The organism is Crossiella sp. S99.2 (genome assembly GCF_023094165.1).
Taxonomy (GTDB): domain Bacteria; phylum Actinomycetota; class Actinomycetes; order Mycobacteriales; family Pseudonocardiaceae; genus Crossiella.
The window spans coordinates 43,450-62,264 of the sequence record NZ_JALMDK010000004.1 but is presented as its reverse complement, the minus strand read 5'-3'; the positions used below and the strand labels follow the sequence as shown (position 1 = coordinate 62,264).

Below are 18,815 nucleotides of genomic sequence, written 5' to 3'. Positions count from 1 at the left end.
CGAGATCCTGGACCCCTTCGAGACACCCGAGCGGCGAACGCTGCGGGAGACCGTGCGCAAGTTCGTGCAGCGCGAAGCCGTGCCGCAGCTGGCCCAGTGGGAACGTGACGGCGAAGTGCCGCGGTCACTGCATAAGGCCGCCGCCGGGATCGGGTTGCTGGGCATCGGTTTCCCCGAGGAGGTCGGCGGCAGCGGCGGTGACCTCCTCGACATGGTGGTGGTCAACGAGGAAGTGCTGCACGCAGGCGGGTCCTCCGGGCTGCTCGCCGCGCTGTTCACCCACGGCATCGCGTTGCCGCACATCGTGTCCGCCGGTGGCCCGGAGCTGATCGACCGGTTCGTGCGACCCACCCTGGCCGGGGAGAAGATCGGCTCGCTGGGTGTCACCGAACCCGACGGCGGGTCGGATGTGGCCGCGCTGCGCACCGTCGCGGTGCGGGACGGCGACCATTTTGTGGTCAACGGGGCCAAGACCTACATCACCTCCGGCGCACGCGCCGACTTTGTCACCACCGCGGTGCGCACCGGCGAGGCCGGGTACGGCGGGGTCAGCCTCCTGGTGGTGGAACGCGGCACCCCCGGGTTCACCGTGAGCAGGCGACTGGAGAAACTGGGCTGGCACTGCTCGGACACCGCCGAACTGTCCTTTGTGGACGCGCGGGTGCCGGTGGCCAACCTGGTCGGCGCGGAGAACGCCGGATTCGCCGAGATGATGCGGCAGTTCCAACACGAGCGGATCACCCTGGCCGTGCAGGCTTACGCCACCGCGCAACGGTGTTTGGACCTCAGCGTGCAGTGGGTGAAAGCCCGCGAAACCTTCGGGCGGCCACTGGTCAGTCGGCAGGTGGTGCGGCATCAACTGGTCGAGATGACGCAACGGATCGAACTGGCCCGCACCTACACCCGCTCGGTCGCGGCCCGCGCCGCCGCCGGACAGGAAGTGGTGGCCGAGGTGTGCCTGGCCAAGAACGCCGCCGTGGCCGCGTGCGCGCACGTGGTGGACGCGGCGGTACAGCTGCACGGCGGATTCGGGTACATGCGGGAGGCCGAGGTGGAACGGCACTACCGGGACGCGCGCATCCTGGGCATCGGCGGCGGCGCCAGCGAGGTGCTCGCCGATCTGGCCGCGCGGCGATTGGGGTACACGGCATGACCGTCCTGAAGTCCACAGTGGACACCGCGGCAGTGGAGCACCTGGCGAACCGGGAGGCCATGCTGGCCAAACTGGCCGCGCTGGACACCGAACACGCCAAGGCCCTCGCCGGTGGCGGCGCCAAATACGTGGACCGGCACCACAAACGCGGCAAACTGCTGCCGAGGGAACGCATCGAACTGCTCATCGACGAGGACACCGCGTTCCTGGAACTCTCGCCCCTGGCGGCCTGGGGCACCGACTACACCGTCGGGGCCAGCCTGGTCGCCGGGATCGGCGTGGTCAACGGTGTCGAGTGCCTGATCACCGCCAACGACCCGACCGTGCGCGGCGGGGCCAGCAACCCGTGGACACTGAAGAAATCCTTCCGGGCCATGGACATCGCGGTGGCCAACCGGCTGCCCGTGCTCAGCCTGGTCGAATCCGGCGGCGCCGACCTGCCCAGCCAGAGCGAGATCTTCATCCCCGGCGGGCGGATGTTCCGCGACCTCACCAGGGCCTCGGCCGCCGGACTGCCCACCATCACCCTGGTGTTCGGCAACTCCACCGCCGGCGGCGCCTACATCCCCGGCATGTCCGACCACGTGGTGATGGTCAAACAGCAGGCCAAGGTCTTCCTCGGCGGGCCGCCACTGGTGAAGATGGCCACCGGCGAGGAATCCGACGACGAGGAACTCGGCGGCGCGGAAATGCACGCCGCCGTCTCCGGACTCGCCGACCACCTCGCCGAGGACGAACGGGACGCGCTGCGGATCGGGCGGGACATCGTGGCCCGGCTTAACTGGCGCAAACTCGGGCCGGGACCGGGCCGCGCGGTGGTCGAACCCCGTTACGACACCGAGGATCTGCTGGGCATCGCGCCGAGTGACCTGCGGTTGCCGTTCGACCCGCGGGAGGTGATCGCGCGGCTGGTCGACGGCTCGGAGTTCGACGAGTTCAAACCCCGCTACGGCACCAGCCTGGTCACCGGGTGGGCCAGCCTGCACGGCTACCCGGTGGGCATCCTGGCCAACGCGCGCGGCGTGCTCTTCAGCGCCGAGGCACAGAAGGCCACCCAGTTCATCCAGCTCGCCAACACCGCCGACGTGCCGCTGATCTTCCTGCAGAACACCACCGGCTACATGGTCGGCAAGGAATACGAGCAGGCCGGGATCATCAAACACGGCGCGATGATGATCAACGCGGTGTCCAACAGCACCGTGCCGCACCTGACCGTGGTGCTGGGCGCCTCCTACGGCGCCGGCAACTACGGCATGTGCGGGCGGGCCTACGATCCCCGGTTCCTGTTCACCTGGCCCAACGCCAAATCCGCGGTGATGGGACCCGCTCAGCTCGCCGGAGTGCTGTCCATTGTGGCCAGACAAGCCGCGATGGCCAAGGGCGCACCGTACGACGACGAGGCGGACAAGAACCTGCGGGCCATGGTGGAAGGGCAGATCGAGGCGCAGTCGCTGGCGCCGTTCCTGTCCGGGCGGCTCTACGACGACGGTGTGATCGACCCACGGGACACCAGGACCGTGCTCGGCATCTGCCTCTCGACTATCCACAGTGCACAAGTCAGCGGCACCAGGAACTTCGGCGTCTTCCGGATGTGAGGTCCACCAACGTGATCACCCGAGTCCTGGTCGCCAACCGCGGCGAGATCGCCCGCCGCGTGTTCCGCACCTGCGCCACGCTGGGCATCGGCACGGTGGCGGTGTTCTCCGACGCCGACGCCGAGTCCCCGCACGTCACCGAGGCCGACCTCGCGGTCCGCCTGCCCGGGGTGACCCCAAGCGAGACCTACCTGCGGGCCGAGGCGCTGATCGCCGCCGCGCACAGCAGTGGCGCGGACGCCGTGCACCCCGGCTACGGTTTCCTGTCCGAGAACGCCGAGTTCGCCCGCGCGGTGCTGGCGGCAGGGCTGGTGTGGATCGGACCGCCGCCGGAGGCCATCGAGGCTATGGGCGCCAAGGTGGAGGCCAAGAAACTGATGGCCGACGCCGGGGTGCCGGTGCTGCCCGAACTGAGTCCGGAGGACGTCGCGGGAACCCGATTCCCGTTGCTGGTCAAGGCATCCGCCGGTGGTGGCGGGCGCGGGATGCGGATCGTGCGGGCCGCCGAGGAGCTGGCCGGTGCGGTCGCGGCGGCCAGGGCCGAAGCGGCCAGCGCGTTCGGTGACGGCACCGTGTTCTGCGAGCCGTACCTGGAACACGGGCGGCACGTGGAGATCCAGGTGCTCGCCGACGCGCACGGCACAGTGTGGGCACTGGGGGAGCGGGACTGCTCGGTGCAGCGCCGCTACCAGAAGGTGGTGGAGGAATCCCCGTCCCCGGCGGTGGACGAGAAGCTCCGGGACGCGATGTCGGCGGCGGCGGTCGCGGCGGCCAAGGCCATCGGTTACCGCGGCGCGGGCACCGTGGAGTTCATGGTCTCCGATCAGGGCGAGTTCTACTTCCTGGAGACCAACACCCGGCTCCAGGTCGAGCACCCGGTCACCGAGGCGGTGTTCGGCATCGACCTGGTGGCCTGGCAACTCGCCATCGCCGACGGCGCCCCACTGCCCGCCGAACCACCGGTCTCCCGCGGCCACGCCATCGAGGTGCGGCTCTACGCCGAGGATCCGGCGGCGGACTGGCGGCCGGGAAGCGGGCCACTGCACCGGTTCTCGGTGTCCGGAGTGGACAGTGAGTTCACCGGCGCCCCGGCCGAACGCGGACTTCGCCTGGACGCCGGGGTGGTGGACGGGTCGGTGATCAGCACGCACTACGACCCCATGCTGGCCAAGGTGATCGCCTGGGCGCCCACTCGCGCCGAGGCCGCCCGCCGACTCGCCACCGCCCTCGCCGACGCCCGCGTGCACGGCCCCGCCACCAACCGGGACCTTCTCGTCCGGGTGCTGCGGGATGAGGACTTCCGCGCCGGGAAGGTCGACACCGGATTCCTGACCCGGCAAGGACTCGACGTCCCCCTTGCCGACGAGCAGGGGGTCCGGATCTCGGCGCTGGCCGCCGCGCTGGCCGAGGCCGCGGCCAACCGGGCCGGAACGGGCGTGCAGCCGTCAGTGCCCGGCGGTTGGCGCAACCTGCACTCGGCCGGTCAGGTCAAGGCTTACGACAGTCCACAAGGGACAATCGAGGTTCGCTACCGGTTCGGCAGAGACGGGATTGTCGCCGAGGATCTGCCCGAGGTGACCGTGGTGTCCGCCGCGCCCGAGGCGGTCGTGCTGGAACTTGACGGCGTGCGGCGGACCCTGCACGTGGCCCGCTACGGCGAGCAGGTGTTCGTGGACTCGCCATTCGGCGGCGTGGCACTGCGCCGGTTGCCGCGCTTCGTCGAACCCGGCGACGCGCACGCCGAAGGATCACTCCTGGCCCCCATGCCCGGCACCGTCGTCGCGGTCACCGCCGCACCCGGCGACACCGTGCGCGTCGGGCAGGAACTTCTTGTGCTGGAAGCGATGAAGATGCAGCACCCGGTGCGCTCGCCAGCCGATGGCGTGCTCATCAAACTCGCCGTGACGGCGGGCGCCCAGGTCGAGGCCGGGGCCGTGCTCGCCGTGATCGAACCCGCCCCGAACGAGCAACAGCCGATGGAGGACTGACGGACATGGACTTCCGGGAGACCGACGAACAGCGCGCGCTGCGGGCCTCAGTGGCCGCGCTGGCCGCCAAGTACGGCCACGGCTACTGGGTGGACAAGGCGAAATCAGGGGAGAAGACCACCGAACTGTGGGCCGAGGCCGGACAACTCGGCTACCTCGGCGTCGCCGTGCCCGAGGAGTACGGCGGCGGGGGTGGCGGCATCACCGACCTCGCCATCGTCTGCGAGGAACTCGCCGCCGGCGGCTGCCCGCTGCTGCTTCTTGTTGTGTCACCGGCGATCGCGGCCACCGTCATCGCCAAATCCGGTACCCCCGAACAGAAGAAGAACTGGCTGCCCGGCTTCGCCGACGGCTCGCTGAAGATGTCCTTCGCCATCACCGAACCCGACGCCGGCTCCAACTCGCACCGGATCATCACCACCGCCCGAGCCGACGGCGACGGCTGGCGACTGAGCGGCGGCAAGTACTACATCTCCGGTGTGGACGAGAGCGACGCGACCCTGGTGGTGGCCCGCCTGGAAGACGCGCGCACCGGCAAGCTGCGGCCCGCGCTGTTCGTGGTGCCCACCGACGCGCCCGGCTACACCTACCAGCCGATCCCGATGGAGATCACCTCCCCGGAGCGGCAGTTCACCCTGTTCTTCGACGACGTCAAGCTGCCAGCGGATGCCTTGGTGGGCGGGGAAGACGCCGGACTGGCCGCGTTGTTCGCCGGACTGAATCCGGAGCGGATCACCGTGGCCGCCTACGGTTGCGGCATTGGGCGGTACGCGTTGAGCAAGGCGGCCGATTACGCGCGCACCCGCAAGGTGTGGGACTCGCCGATCGGCGGACACCAGGCCGTCTCGCACCCGCTTGCCAAGGCGCACATCGAGATCGAGCTGGCCCGGCTGGCCACCCAGCGCGCCGCCTGGGCCTACGACCAGGACGACCCCACCGCCGCGGAGGCCGCCAACATCGCCAAGTACGCCTCCGCCGAAGCCGCCATCGCCGCGGTGGACGCGGCCGTGCAAACCCATGGCGGCAACGGGATGTCCACCGAATACGGGGTCGGCACGCTGTACGGGGCGGCCAGGGTCGGGCGGATCGCGCCGGTCAGCCGGGAGATGATCCTCAACTTCGTCGCCCAGCACACCCTGGACCTCGGCAAGTCGTACTGACACGGTGGTAACGCGCGGCACCCCCAGGATCGACGAACGCGCATAAGGCAACGACGCCCCACCGGAGGTCCCCATGATCCACCGCAGCCCGTTCCCCGACGTCGACATCCCCGACCTGCCAGTGCACACCTACGTGCTGGCCGGGGCGCGGGAGCGGGGCGATCACCCGGCGGTGATCGACGGCAGCAAGCCGGACGGGCCGCGGTTGAGCTACGCCCAGCTCGACGCCTCGGTCGGCAGACTCGCCGCCGGGCTGCACGAAGCGGGATTACGCAAGGGCGACGTGCTGGCGTTGTTCAGCCCCAACACCGTCGTCTACCCGGTGGTCTTCTACGCCACCACCACCCTGGGCGCGATCGTCAGCACGGTCAACGCGTTGTACACCGTGGACGAACTGACCAGCCAGCTCCGCGACTCCGGCGCGAAGTTCCTGGTCACCATCTCGCTGTTCCTGGACCGCGCGGTGCCCGCGGCCCAGGCGGCGGGGATCGAGCACGTGATCGTGTGCGACAGCGCCGAGGGATATCGGTCGATCCAGGACCTGATGGCCACCGACGGGCCGGTGCCGGAGGTGGAGATCAACCCGGCTGAGGATGTGGCGGCGATGCCGTATTCCAGTGGCACCACTGGAAAAGCCAAGGGCGTCATGCTGACGCATCGCAACATCGTGGCGAACATGGCCCAGTCCAGCGGTATGCAGCCGACCGGGCCGGACGATCGGATCCTGGCCATCCTGCCGATGTTCCACATCTACGGCATCACCGTGTTGCTCAACCACGCGCTGCACTACGGGACGACGGTGGTGGTGCTGCCACGGTTCGAGCTGGAGTTGTTCCTCACCGCGTTGGCCGAGCACAAGGTGACCAAGGTGCCGGTGGCGCCGCCGATCGTGGTGGCACTGGCCAAACATCCCCTGGTGGACAAGTTCGACCTGACCGCGTTGCGGGCGGTGTTGTGCGCGGCGGCGCCCCTGGACGCGGACACCGGGCACCTGTGCGCGGAGCGGCTGGGCGTGCGGGTGGTGCAGGGGTACGGGATGACCGAGCTTTCGCCGGTGTCGCACGTGGTTCCGGACTCGGATGCGCATCCGCCGGATGGCACGGTGGGCAAGCTGATCCCGAACACCGAGTGCCGGATCATCGATCCCGCCACCGGAGAAGATGCCGCGGCGGGCGAGGCCGGGGAGTTCTGGATCCGGGGGCCGCAGGTGATGAAGGGATATTTCGCCAGGGGTGCGGACACGGCTTCGATGATCGATGAGGACGGGTGGCTGCACACCGGGGACATCGGGCGGGTGGATGAGGAGGGGAACTTCTTCATCGTGGACCGGCTCAAGGAGTTGATCAAGTACAAGGGGTATCAGGTGCCGCCCGCGGAACTGGAGGCGGTGTTGCTGTCGGATCCGCGGATCGCGGACGCGGCGGTGATCGGGGTTCGGGACGCCGAGGGGGAGGAGGTCCCCAAGGCGTTCGTGGTGCGGGCCGCGGGGCAGGAATCGTTGGGGGAGCACGACGTGCTGGAGTACGTGGCAGGCAAAGTCGCGCCGTACAAGAAGATCCGGGTGGTGGAGTTCATCGACGCGGTGCCCCGGGCGCTGTCGGGGAAGATCCTGCGCCGGGAACTCCGCCGGCGCTGACCCCTTCCCGGAGTGTTGGCCGTTGTCGTACGCCACGTTGGCCCAAGTGGTACGGCGAGTTGGGCCTAATGGGCGTACGAGTTGGGCCAAGTCGGCGGGCGGTGGTCCGGAACGGCCAACGTGGCGTACGACAACGGCCAACACGCCGTCCGGTTCGGCCAACACTCGGGGGGTGGGTTAGTCGAGGGGGGTTTCGGTGGGGCGGAGGGGGCCGGAGAAGCGGGGGCCGGCGAGGGTGCGGCCGAGGCGGCCGAGGCCGGTGCGGACTGGTTGGGCGAGGAACTCGCCGAGGACTACGCCTGCGGCCAGGGCGAGGCCGATTCCGGCTGCGAGGAGGAGGGATTGGGCGCCGGCTGAGATGTTGCGCTCCACCGCGAGCTGGAAGAGGGCGTGGTAGGTGGTCAGGCCGGGGAGCAGGGGGGTCAGGCCGGAGACGGCGATGATCAGGGGTGGGATGCGCAGGCGGCGGGAGATCACGCCGCCGACGAAGCCGATCAGGATGGCCGCGCCCGCGGAGGCGACCAGAAGGTCGGTGCCCAGGACGGTGAGGAGGCCGTAGGAGGCCGTGCCCGCGGCGCCCGCCAGGCCGGCGACGAACAGGGCGCGCAGGGTGGCGTAGCTGGCCCAGGCGAAGCAGAAGGAGGTCAGGCCGCCGGCGACGATCATCAGCGGGACGTGGGCGAGCAGCGGGGGCGGGGGTTCGGCGATGGCGATGTGCATGCCCTGCGAGACGGCCAGGCGCAGGACCAGCAGCACGCCGATGACCAGGCCCGCGGTCATCAGCATGACCTCCATGGCCCGGCCGGCCGCGGTCACGTTGTAGCCGGTGATCGCGTCCTGCACGGTGCCCACGATGGACAGGCCGGACAGCAGCACGATGATGCCGGTGACCACGACCAGGGACGGCCGGACCAGTTGGCTGCCGGGGTCGAGGGCGTGCACCGACAGGGCCATGCCCATGGCCAGCACGCCGCCGATCACCTGCTGGAAGAAGAACGGCAGCGCGAGGCGGTTGACGATCCGGCCCACCCGGTCGATCAGGGCGGTGGTGAACGCGGCGATGCCGGCCAGCAGTGGGCCGCCGCCGAGCAGCACCGCCACCGAGGCGGCCATCGCGGCCCAGGCCAGGGTGGCCACCCAGCGGGGGTACGGGTGCGGGGCGCTGGAGACGGCTTCCAGACCGGTCAGGGCCTCATCGGCGGTGAGGGCGCCCGCGGTGATCCGGCGGACCAGCTGCTCCAGCGCGGACAGCCGGGTGTAGTCCAGGCTGCGGGCCCGCACCACCCGGGTGGTGGTGACGGGGGCGGCCAGGTTGCCGCGGTGGCAGCAGGCGGTGATCGAGGTGAAGGTGACGTCGACGTCGGTGGTCGGCAGGCCGTAGGCGTTGGTGACGGCCAGCATGGTGGCCGTGACGTCGGCCGCGCCCGCGCCGCAGGCCAGTTGCAGTTCGCCGATGCGCAAGGCCAGGTCGAGCACCTGGTGCACCGTGGACGCGTCCGGCACCTTCGGTCCGTGCAACATGGCACTCATGATCGTCGGTTCCGGCTGATTCCGCCGCAGCAGAAGTCCCCGCAGACCCACCACACACCTCCGCCACCCGCACGCCGCCGATCGGGGCATCGCCGGAGCGCGGCCCGCCGTTGCACGGTGTAGCCAAGGTCACGTGTGGTGGGTCAGGACAGCGGGTAAGCGTCAGGGCTTGAGCACGATCCGGATCGGGTTGCCGATCTTGTTCGCCAGGCGGTGCACGGCCTCGGGAGCCTCCTCCAGGGGGAGCACCTCGGTGACCGAACCGGACAGGTCAAGGCGGCCGGTCGAGACCAGGCGGACCAGGGTGTGCAGGTCCCGCGGCTCGGATCCCCAGGCGCCGCGGACCTGGTGCTGGGCGGCGTTGAACCGGGCCGCCTGCTCCAGGTGCAACGGGGCCTGGGTCATGCCGACCAGGACCAGTTTGCCGTGCGGGGCCAGCAGATCGTCCGCGGCGGCGCGGGCGGCCGGGTGGCCGACCAGGTCGACCGCCAGGTCCAGGCCGAGGCCCCCGGTCGCCGCGCGGACCTTGGCCGGCAGGTCCGGCTCGGCCGGGTCGAAGGCGTAGTCCGCACCGGCTTCCAAGGCCCGTTCACGCGCCAGGGGCAGCGGGTCGAAGGCGATGATCGGGGCCGCGCCGGCCAGCCGGGCGATCCGCACCGCGTGCACGCCCAGCCCGCCGATACCCCACAGGCCGACCGCCTGGCCCACCTTCAGCTCGCCCTTGTGCAGCAGCGCCGAGTACGGGGTGGACACCGCGTCCGGGATGATCGACCCCTGCTCGAACGGCACGTTCTCCGGCAGCGGCACCACCGAACGGTGACTGGTCACCAGGTAGTCCGCCCAGCCGCCGTCGTAGCTGACCCCACGCGCGGGCGGCAGCAGGCAGAAACCGGTGTGGAACAGGCAGTTCGGGCAGGAGCCGCAGCGATCGCCCGCCGCCAGGACCACCCGGGCGCCGGGCTGCCAGATGTCGGGCACGTCCGCGCCGACCTCGGCGATGGTCCCGGAAACCTCGTGGCCCAGGGTGATCACCGTCTGCCCGGTCAGCGTGCGGAACCCGGACAGGCTGCCGTCGATGATGTGCACGTCGGAGAGGCACACGCCCGCCGCGGCCACCTTCACCAGCACCTGGCCCGGACCCGGCTTGGGCACCTCGATCTCGTGCAGCCCGAACTTCCCGGATTCCAGGTCGAACCTCGCCGCGCGCATGCGTGCCCTCCATCGTTACCCGTTGGTAGTTGGCACGCTACCGCGCGCGACCGGCGGTTCCGGGGCAGCCGGGGAAACCTGCTGGCAGTCCCCCCGGGGGCGTTGGTTAACCTGCTCGGAAGCACTTCTGCCGACCAAGGAGATCAACCCGTGTTGCGCACGCACGAGGCCGGAGCACTCCGCGCCGAGCATGCAGGCCAGACCGTCACCCTCACCGGCTGGGTGGCGCGGCGTCGCGATCACGGCGGAGTGATCTTCATCGATCTGCGGGACGCCTCCGGTGTCGCCCAGGTCGTCTTCCGCGAGGGCGAGATGGCCGAGCGGGCGCACCGGCTGCGCGCCGAGTTCTGCGTCAAGATCGTCGGCGAGGTCTCCCAGCGCCCCGCCGGCAACGAGAACCCCGAGCTGCCCACCGGCGCCATCGAGGTGCTGGCCACCGGCCTTGAGGTGCTCAACGAGTCCGCGCCGCTGCCCTTCCCCCTCGACGACCACCTGGAGGTCGGCGAGGAGACCCGGCTCAAGCACCGCTACCTCGACCTGCGCCGCAGCGGCCCGGCCAAGGCCATGCGGATGCGCAGCGAGGTCAACCGGGTCGCCCGCGATGTGCTGCACCGCAACAACTTCGTCGAGATCGAGACCCCGACGCTGACCCGCTCCACCCCCGAAGGCGCCCGTGACTTCGTGGTGCCCGCCCGGCTGCAGCCCGGCTCCTGGTACGCGCTGCCGCAGTCCCCGCAGCTGTTCAAGCAGCTGCTCATGGTCGGCGGCCTGGAGCGGTACTACCAGATCGCCCGCTGCTACCGGGACGAGGACTTCCGCGCCGACCGGCAGCCCGAGTTCACCCAGCTCGACATCGAGATGAGCTTCGTCGAACAGGACGACGTGATCGCCCTCGGCGAGCAGATCATCGCCGCCATCTGGCGCGAGACCCTCGGCGTCGAACTCGCCCTGCCCATCCCGCGGATCGCCTACGCCGAGGCGATGGCCCGCTACGGCAGCGACAAGCCCGACCTGCGCTTCGACCTCGAACTCGTCGAGATGACCGAGTACTTCGCGAACACGCCGTTCCGGGTGTTCAAGGCGCCCTACGTCGGCGCGGTCGTCATGCCCGGCGGCGCGAGCCAGCCGCGCAAGCAGCTCGACGCCTGGCAGGACTGGGCCAAGCAGCGCGGCGCCAAGGGCCTGGCCTACGTGCTCGTCCAGGAAGACGGCACCCTCGGCGGCCCGGTCGCCAAGAACCTCTCCGAGGAAGAGCGCGCCGGACTCGCCGCCGCCGTCGGCGCCAAGCCGGGTGACTGCGTGTTCTTCGCCGCCGACACCGCCAAGGGCGGCCGCGCGCTGCTCGGCGCGGCCCGGGTGGAGATCGCCAACCGGCTCGGCCTGATCTCCGACGGCGACTGGAAGTTCGCCTGGGTGGTCGACTTCCCGCTGTTCGAGGCCACCAGCGAATCCGACGCGGAGAACGTCGCCGTCGGCTCCGGCAGCTGGACCGCACTGCACCACGCCTTCACCTCGCCCACCCCGGACTCCATCGAGGACTTCGAGAAGGACCCCGGCTCCGCGCTGGCCTACGCCTACGACATGGTCTGCAACGGCTTCGAGATCGGCGGCGGCTCGATCCGTATCCACCGCGCCGACGTGCAGCAGCGCGTCTTCGGCGTGATGGGCCTCTCCGAAGAAGAAGCCCAGGACAAGTTCGGCTTCCTGCTGGACGCGTTCAAGTTCGGCGCGCCCCCGCACGGCGGCATCGCCTACGGCTGGGACCGGATCTGCATGCTGCTCACCGGCGCCGACTCGCTGCGCGACGTCATCGCCTTCCCCAAGAGCGGCGGCGGCTACGACCCGCTCACCGCGGCCCCCGCGCCCATCACCGCCCAGCAGCGCAAGGAAGCCGGCGTGGACTTCAAGCCCGCGCCCAAGCCCGAAAGCAAGGACTCCGCCACCGCGTGAGTTCGCTGCTGCACCTGCGTGTCGTCAACCAGCCGGAGCACACCGAAGCGGTGCTCCGGCTGCTTGACGAGTGCCCAGGAGCCACCCACCTGGTGCTGCTGGCCGGCGCGGGCGTCGCGCCCAAGGGCGATGTCATCGAGGCCGACGTGGCCAGGGAGTCCCTGGACGACCTGCTCACCGAACTCTGCGCGCTCGGCATCGACCACCACGGCGCGATCACCCTGGAAAGCATCGACACCACCCTGTCCGACGCCGCCGACCAGGCCGAGAGCGCCGCGCCCGGCGAAGGCGCGGACGCGGTGGTGTGGGAGGAACTGCTCTCCCGCACCGGCGAGGAATCCCGGCTCAACTTCACCTACCTGGGCTTCCTCACCATCGCCTGCCTGCTCGCGGCCATCGGCGTGATCACCAACTCCGCGGTCACCATCGTCGGCGCCATGGTCGTCGGACCCGAGTTCGGGCCACTGGCCGCACTGGCCGTCGGCCTGGTCCGGCGACGCTGGGACCTGGCCCGGCGCGCCCTGGCCGCCCTCGTCCTCGGCTTCTGGGGCGCCATGGTCGTCACCGCCGGACTGGCCGCGCTCGGCAACGCCGCCGGACTCTTCGACAGATCGATCATGGACGTCAACCACGCCGTCGACTTCGTCTTCCAGGTCGGCCCGTTCTCCTTCATCGTCGCCCTGCTCGCCGGAGCCGCCGGAATGCTCGCCCTCACCTCCGCGAAATCCGCCGCGTTGGTAGGGGTTTTCATTTCAGTCACCACCGTGCCCGCCGCCGGATACGCGGCACTGGCGCTGGTGCTCGGCGAACCCGGCCGGGCCGGCCAGTCCGCGCTGCAACTGCTGGTCAACCTGGCAGGCATCGTCCTGGCGGCCGCGATCGTGCTGCTGCTGCGCAACCGTCGGAACAAATATCAGGACAACGGCCGGCCGCTCGCCGACGGGTGAAAACCGGACAATCGAGGGAACTTCAGCGTGGTTGTCGATCGTTGGTAGTACGCCGGGTGGGTGGAATCGGCGCGCAGCAGAGGGCTTGCGCCGCAACGAGATCGGAACCGAAAGACAATGTCCACAGGCTTGTTGGTCGGGATAGCTTTGCCAGAGCGTAACCAGATCATGCCGATCCGTGATAGCCGAGCCCGGTAGGGTCGACAACGATGAGCGTGGAAATCTCCACCGGCCCGCTGGACGTCCACAACGAAGTGGCAGCGGAGGTGGCCGAGACGGTCGCCGCTGCGCAGGCTGTGCTGCGCCGCCGCTTCGGCGCGACCGTCCGGCTGAGTGATGCCGAGGATCTGGGCGGTAGCGACCGGTCGGTCGTACTCCGCGTGCGAGTGGTCGAGACCCCCTTCGCCATGCCGCGCACGCTGGTGATCAAGCGATACCGAACCCCGCTGCTGCCAGGGCAGACCGCGGACCCCTTCGCACACGAGGCGGCCAGCAGTCAGCTGTTCACCGCGCTGTCGGTGGGCGAGCGGGTCAGCCCCGAACTGATCGCGCACGGACCGGCCGAACGGCTGCTCGTGCTCGAAGACCTCGGCCGCGCCCCCACCCTGGCCGACAAACTCCTGGGCGATGACGCCCGCGCCGCCGAACGCGCGCTGCTGGCCTGGGCCAGGGCACTGGGCCGGGTGCACGCCAACACCGCGGGCCGCGAAGCCGACTTCGACGCGCTGATGCGCCGCCTCGGCCAGCGCAGCTGGACCGACCCGATCGCGCCCGAGGCCCGCACCGCCCTCACCGAACTGCCCGCGCTGCTCTCCGAAGCCATCGGCGTCACCACCCCGGACGCGGTGGCCGAGGCCGCCCGCAACACCTCCTGGCTGCTCGGCGGCACCCGCTACCGCGCCTTCAGCCCCTCCGACGTGTGCCCGGACAACAACCTGGTCACCAACCGGGGCGTGCGGTTCCTCGACTTCGAGTGGGGCTGCATGCGCGATGTCGCCCTGGACGTGGCCTACCTGCGGGTGCCGTTCCCGTCCTGCTGGTGCTCCTTCGCCCTGCCCCAGGGCATGACCGAGGCCATGCTCGCCGCCTGGCGCTCCGAGGCCAGCACCGTCTGGCCCGACCTGGACGACGACGCCGTGCTGCTGCCCCGGCTGCTGGACGCCCAGGTGCTGTGGGTGTGGCTGTCCACCTGGTGGCTGCTGCCGCGCACCACCGAGGTCGACCGGCCCATCGACGCCAACCAGTTCTCCCCACGCCGCAGCGCCGCCCTCGCCGACCGCTGGCGCAGGCTCCGCGCCGACGCCGTGGCCTGCGGCAAACCCGAGATCGCCGAACACGCCGAAGCGGTGTCAGCCGCCATCGTGCGCCGGTTCGGCCAGGACGCGGAGCAGCTTCCGCTCTACCCCGCCTTCCGCTGAAAACCTTCCGGCCCGGCCCGGAACAATAATCACGATATTCTTGTAGATCGGGTGAACCGTTCGCGGACGCTCCTCGTATGACGTGGCTGGGATCTCCACCCTGCCGCTGAGTAACTGGGGAGTTACTGCATTGACCACACGAGCTGACTTCACGGCGCTGGTCGCCGACGACATCCTGCCCAGCCGCATGCCCGACGTCGGGCTGCTGCGGGCCTACCTGGCCCAGGGCTGTCGGCACGGCGACCCGCTGTGCCTGAGCTTCGGCGAGACCTGGAACCAGGTCCCCGCCGGACTGCTCGACCACCTCCACGAACGCCCGCTGTACGCCCACGGGTACCAGCTCTCCATGTACGGCCTGCCCGCCCTGCGCCAGGTCGCCCGCGACTACATCGTCACCTCGCACCGCCTCGACGGCATCGCCGAAGCCGGCCGGGACTTCGAGGTCGCCGCCACCTGGACCGGCACCCGCGGCGCCATGTTCGACTTCGGCCGCTATCTCCTCGATGAACTCGGCTCCGACGGTCGCACCCCGATCGTGGTGGCCGCCGGACCCAGCTGGGACTACGAAGGCGTCTTCCACAGCCTCGGCTACCAGGTCCGCTACCTCCATCTGCGCCCGGAAACCGGTTTCCGCCCGCTGGCCGAAGAACTCCAGGACGTCATCGACCGGATCGACTCCACCCCGGAAGAACGCCTGGCCATGGTGGTGGTCAACGCCCAGCACAACCCCACCGCGGTCAACTGGCGGCCCGAGTTCGTCGCCGCCGCCGTGGACACCGCGCACCGGCACGGCGCCGGACTGCTCGTCGACGACGCCTACTTCGGCGTGCACGACCCCGAGACCACACCCACCTCCGCGCTGCGGGTGCTGCTGTCCCGGCTCGCCACCGCCCCGCCCAACGCCCACCGCCGCTGGCTCGCCGTGCGCTCCCTCGGCAAGCAGTTCCACTGCAACGGGTGGGGCCTCGGCCTGATGACCGCCGAACCGGCCACCCTGGACCTCCTAGTGAACCGGTACCGGCTGCACAGCTCGCTGATGTACGGCGGGATCTACCAGCACGCCATGGCCGACTGGCTGGCCGACCCGGCCAGCGCGGTGTTCCTGGCCGAGCAGTGCGCCGAGTACGCGGCCAAACGCCGCCTGGTCGACCGGCTCTTCCACGGCAAGCTCAACTACCCGGCCGGGGCGGTGCACACCGGCAGTTGCACCTCCTACCTGCTCTTCGCCCTGCCACCGGCGTACCAGGAGATCCCCGAGGGCACCGTGCGGTTCCGGGACGACACCTTCGCCCGCACCGGGGTGCTCTTCGCGCCCGCCTGGCCCTGGCCGTACGCGCCGACCGGGTCGCCCATGCCGTACATGCGGATGTACCTCGGTCCCGGCCAGGACAGCCTCACCGAGGCGGTGCACCGGATGGTCTCGGCCGGGATCGACTGGCAGATGCAGCCGTGAACGTCCGGGCGGGGGCGAAAGTTCCCCGAGGCGTCTCCGCCCGGTCATCCTGATCTCACCGGCAGTGAGCCGAGCGCCCTGATCGTGGAAGCGTGACGGTTCAGCTCACCGCCCCGGCGCTCGTCCCCGGTGCCACCGGGCGAGCGGTACGCAGCCTGGTCGCGCTCGGCGACTCCACCACGGTCGGCATCGGCGACCGAGTCCCCGGCGGCTGGCGCGGGTTCGCCCCGCTGCTGGCCGACGGGCTCGGCGCCGAGCTGCACAACCTGTCCTTCCAGGGCGCGCGCATGCGCTGCGTCCGCGACCAGCAGCTGCCCCGCGCACTGGCCCAGCGGCCCGACGCCGCGGTGCTCGTCGTCGGCATGAACGACACCCTGCGCTCGGACTTCGACGCCGAGGCGATCAAAGCCGACCTGGACGAGGTGGTCGGCAGGCTCACCGCGGCCGGGACCACCGTGCTCACCGCCCGCTTCCACGACCACGCCCGCGTCTTCCGCATCCCCGGCCCTCTCGCCCGCGCGCTGCGTTCGCGGATCGCCGAGGTCAACGACCTCACCGACGAGGTGGTCGGCCGCCACCGCATCGGCTGCCTCGACCTGGACACCCTGCCCGGCGCCTACGACCTGCCGACCTGGAGCGTGGACCGGCTGCACCCCTCCGAACTCGGCCACCGGATGCTGGCCCGCGGCTTCGGCGAGTTGCTGGAAGCGGCCGGTTGCCAGGTGCCCGACCCGGTGTCGATGACCTGCGCGGGCGGAGTGAAGATCACCCCGCTGCACCACGTGGGCTGGCTGCTGTTCAAGGGCCTGCCGTGGCTGTGGCGGCGCAGCTCCGACCTGCTGCCCTATGCCGCCCAGATCATCTGGCGGGATATCAGAAGCAGGCGGTGAATCCACGGGGTAGCCTGCCGCGCATGCCGTTGGTTGATCGTGTGCTGCTGGGCCCCGGACCGTGCAACCCCTACCCGGAGGCCACCCTCGCGCTGGCCGCGCCGCTGCTCGGCCACCTGGACCCGGAGTTCCTGCGCGTACTGGACGAGACCTGCGACCGGCTGCGCACCGTGTGGGGCACCGCGAACCGGCGCACCCTGCCGCTGTCGGGCACCGGCTCGATCGGCATGGAAGCCGCCTTCGTCAACACCGTCCGGCCCGGCACCGTGGTCGTGGTCGGCGTCAACGGCCTCTTCGGCGTGCGCATGTGCGAGGTCGCCTCGCGCTACGGCGCCGAGGTGGTGCGGGTGGACCACGAGTGGGGCGCCCCGATCGACATCCGCCGCATCCTCGACGCGCATCCCAAGCCGGACCTGGTGGCCGCGGTGCACGCCGAGACCAGCACCGGCGTGCTCAGCGACATCGGCGGCCTGGCCCAGGCCGTGCACGCCCGCGACGACCAGGCCCTGGTCATCGCGGACTGCGTCACCTCCATCGCGGGCATGCCGCTGCACATCGACGAGTGGGGCGTGGACATCGCCTACGCCGGCACCCAGAAATGCCTCGGCGTGGCCCCCGGCCTGGCCCCGTTCACCTTCTCCGAACGGGCCTGGGCGCGCCGGGTGGAGCGGCCCAGCACCTGGTACCTCGACCTCGGCCTGATCGGCGACTACGTCAGCGGCGGGGCGGGCGGCGGCCGCACCTACCACCACACCGCGCCCACCGCGATGATCGCCTCGCTGCACGCCGGTCTCGGCCGGATCCTGGCCGAGGGGATGCCCGCGGTGCACGCCCGGCACCAGGCTGCCGGTGCGCAGTTGCAGGACGGACTGGCCGAACTGGGGCTGAAACTCTTCGCCGCGGACGGGCACCGGCTGCCGCAGCTGACCACCGTGTGGGTGCCCGAGGGCGTGGACTCGGCGACCATCCGCACCCGGCTGTTGCGGGACTTCGACATCGAGATCGGCGCGGGCGCGGGGGAGTACGCCACCCGGGTCTGGCGGATCGGCCTGATGGGCCCCAACGCCACCCCGGCCAAGCCCGCGCTGATCCTGGCCGCGCTCAGGTCGCTGCTCGGCTGAACACCGCCAGGGCCTCCCGGTCGGTGGCCCGCGCCCGCAGGTAGTAGTCCGCCCACGCCGCGGCGTCCGGATAGCCGGACTCCGCGGTGATCCGGCGGCAGGCACCGTCCAGGTCGAAGTCGGTGCGGCGCAACTGGATCGCGCCCTCGTCCAGGAGGGCCCAGTGTGCGCCGGTCCGGCCGTAGGGCATGCCGATGCTGCCCGGGTTGACCACCAGGCGCCCGGAAGCGAGGCGGGCGAAGGGCATGTGCGTGTGCCCGCACACCACGGTGCGCACTGATTCGTCCACAGTGGACAGTGCCTGGTCGAAGCGGTCCAGTGGGCTGTCCACCAGGATGATCTCGTTGTCCTCCCGTGGCGTGCCGTGGCAGAACAGCACCGGGCCGAAGCCGATGACGTCGAGGGTGACCGGGTGTGGCAGTCCGGCGAGTCGGGTGAGCTGCTCGGGGCGGAGCTGCCGGGCGGCCCAGCGGCAGATCTCGTCGGGCACCGGCAGGGTCTGATCGGCGGCCAGGGCGACCAGTTCGCGGTCGGCGTTGCCGCGTACCCACACCGCCCGATCACCCAGTCCCGCCAGCACATCCAGGGTTTCCACGGGCATCGGCCCGGCGGCCAGATCACCGGTGAGCACGATCCGCTCCGCCGCGCGCACCGCCGGTTCGGCCAGTACCGCTTCCAGGGCGGGCAGCACGCCGTGGATGTCGGAGAGCACCGCGACCGCTCGTGTCATGTCCACCAATCTCACGAACTTCTCGTCGACAAGCA

14 protein-coding genes are annotated in these 18,815 nt (G+C 70.6%); 11 read left to right on the top strand and 3 right to left on the bottom strand.

Annotated elements, in window-relative coordinates:
• The first annotated feature begins 4 nt into the window (after positions 1–4).
• The 5 genes from MZC64_RS16010 (at position 5) to MZC64_RS15990 (ending at position 7,532) form a co-directional block, all read left to right on the top strand.
• On the top strand, positions 5–1,153 hold the full coding sequence (locus MZC64_RS16010; protein ID WP_247758244.1) for an acyl-CoA dehydrogenase family protein: 1,149 nt from the start codon (positions 5–7) through the stop codon (positions 1,151–1,153).
• Positions 1,150–2,748: an acyl-CoA carboxylase subunit beta gene (locus MZC64_RS16005; RefSeq protein ID WP_247757498.1), complete on the top strand. Its 1,599-nt coding sequence runs from the start codon at positions 1,150–1,152 to the stop codon at positions 2,746–2,748. Before MZC64_RS16010 ends, MZC64_RS16005 begins: the two co-directional genes overlap by 4 nt.
• A gap of 11 nt (positions 2,749–2,759) precedes the next feature.
• Positions 2,760–4,736 carry a biotin carboxylase N-terminal domain-containing protein gene (locus tag MZC64_RS16000; protein WP_247757497.1) on the top strand — a complete coding sequence of 659 codons (1,977 nt, stop codon included), beginning with the start codon at positions 2,760–2,762 and terminating at the stop codon, positions 4,734–4,736.
• Between the two features lie 5 nt (positions 4,737–4,741).
• Positions 4,742–5,896, top strand: a complete 1,155-nt coding sequence (locus tag MZC64_RS15995; protein WP_247757496.1) for an acyl-CoA dehydrogenase family protein — start codon at positions 4,742–4,744, stop codon at positions 5,894–5,896.
• Between the two features lie 73 nt (positions 5,897–5,969).
• A complete protein-coding gene (locus MZC64_RS15990; RefSeq protein ID WP_247757495.1) occupies positions 5,970–7,532 on the top strand; it encodes a 4-coumarate--CoA ligase family protein in 1,563 nt (520 codons plus the stop codon).
• 177 nt (positions 7,533–7,709) lie between these two features.
• Here the strand turns inward: MZC64_RS15990 and MZC64_RS15985 are convergent, their stop codons facing one another.
• Both MZC64_RS15985 and MZC64_RS15980 read right to left on the bottom strand, forming a co-directional pair.
• Complete coding sequence (locus tag MZC64_RS15985) at positions 7,710–9,053, bottom strand: threonine/serine exporter ThrE family protein (protein WP_247757494.1); 1,344 nt, start codon at positions 9,051–9,053, stop codon at positions 7,710–7,712.
• Between the two features lie 171 nt (positions 9,054–9,224).
• Positions 9,225–10,271, bottom strand: coding sequence for a zinc-binding dehydrogenase (locus MZC64_RS15980; RefSeq protein WP_247757493.1), 1,047 nt, complete (start codon positions 10,269–10,271; stop codon positions 9,225–9,227).
• A gap of 150 nt (positions 10,272–10,421) precedes the next feature.
• Here MZC64_RS15980 and aspS point away from each other — a divergent pair, with 150 nt between their 5' ends.
• From aspS to MZC64_RS15950, 6 genes are all read left to right on the top strand, one after another.
• Entirely contained in the window at positions 10,422–12,221 is a 1,800-nt protein-coding gene (gene aspS / locus MZC64_RS15975) for an aspartate--tRNA ligase (protein ID WP_247757492.1), read from the top strand.
• Between the two features lie 5 nt (positions 12,222–12,226).
• On the top strand, positions 12,227–13,168 hold the full coding sequence (locus tag MZC64_RS15970; RefSeq protein WP_247758243.1) for a DUF389 domain-containing protein: 942 nt from the start codon (positions 12,227–12,229) through the stop codon (positions 13,166–13,168).
• Positions 13,169–13,377: 209 nt separating this feature from the next.
• Positions 13,378–14,586 (top strand): phosphotransferase family protein, encoded by a 1,209-nt coding sequence (locus MZC64_RS15965; RefSeq protein ID WP_247757491.1) that lies wholly within the window; start codon positions 13,378–13,380, stop codon positions 14,584–14,586.
• 130 nt (positions 14,587–14,716) lie between these two features.
• Positions 14,717–16,039: a pyridoxal phosphate-dependent aminotransferase gene (locus MZC64_RS15960; RefSeq protein WP_247757490.1), complete on the top strand. Its 1,323-nt coding sequence runs from the start codon at positions 14,717–14,719 to the stop codon at positions 16,037–16,039.
• Between the two features lie 92 nt (positions 16,040–16,131).
• On the top strand, positions 16,132–16,929 hold the full coding sequence (locus tag MZC64_RS15955) for an SGNH/GDSL hydrolase family protein (protein WP_247757489.1): 798 nt from the start codon (positions 16,132–16,134) through the stop codon (positions 16,927–16,929).
• Between the two features lie 23 nt (positions 16,930–16,952).
• Entirely contained in the window at positions 16,953–18,050 is a 1,098-nt protein-coding gene (locus tag MZC64_RS15950) for an alanine--glyoxylate aminotransferase family protein (RefSeq protein WP_247757488.1), read from the top strand.
• Here the strand turns inward: MZC64_RS15950 and MZC64_RS15945 are convergent.
• Entirely contained in the window at positions 18,031–18,780 is a 750-nt protein-coding gene (locus tag MZC64_RS15945; protein ID WP_247757487.1) for a metallophosphoesterase, read from the bottom strand. The genes MZC64_RS15950 and MZC64_RS15945 overlap by 20 nt on opposite strands.
• Between the last annotated feature and the right edge of the window lie 35 nt (positions 18,781–18,815).

Bases quoted from the DNA above. Each gene is read 5' to 3' on its own strand.
- MZC64_RS16005 (WP_247757498.1), top strand. From the start codon at position 1,150: ATGACCGTCCTGAAGTCCACAGTGGACACCGCGGCAGTGGAGCACCTG.
- MZC64_RS15945 (WP_247757487.1), bottom strand. From the start codon at position 18,780: ATGACACGAGCGGTCGCGGTGCTCTCCGACATCCACGGCGTGCTGCCC.
- MZC64_RS15995 (WP_247757496.1), top strand. From the start codon at position 4,742: ATGGACTTCCGGGAGACCGACGAACAGCGCGCGCTGCGGGCCTCAGTG.
- MZC64_RS15950 (WP_247757488.1), top strand. From the start codon at position 16,953: ATGCCGTTGGTTGATCGTGTGCTGCTGGGCCCCGGACCGTGCAACCCC.
- MZC64_RS15990 (WP_247757495.1), top strand. From the start codon at position 5,970: ATGATCCACCGCAGCCCGTTCCCCGACGTCGACATCCCCGACCTGCCA.
- MZC64_RS15965 (WP_247757491.1), top strand. From the start codon at position 13,378: ATGAGCGTGGAAATCTCCACCGGCCCGCTGGACGTCCACAACGAAGTG.
- MZC64_RS15980 (WP_247757493.1), bottom strand. From the start codon at position 10,271: ATGCGCGCGGCGAGGTTCGACCTGGAATCCGGGAAGTTCGGGCTGCAC.
- MZC64_RS15985 (WP_247757494.1), bottom strand. From the start codon at position 9,053: ATGTTGCACGGACCGAAGGTGCCGGACGCGTCCACGGTGCACCAGGTG.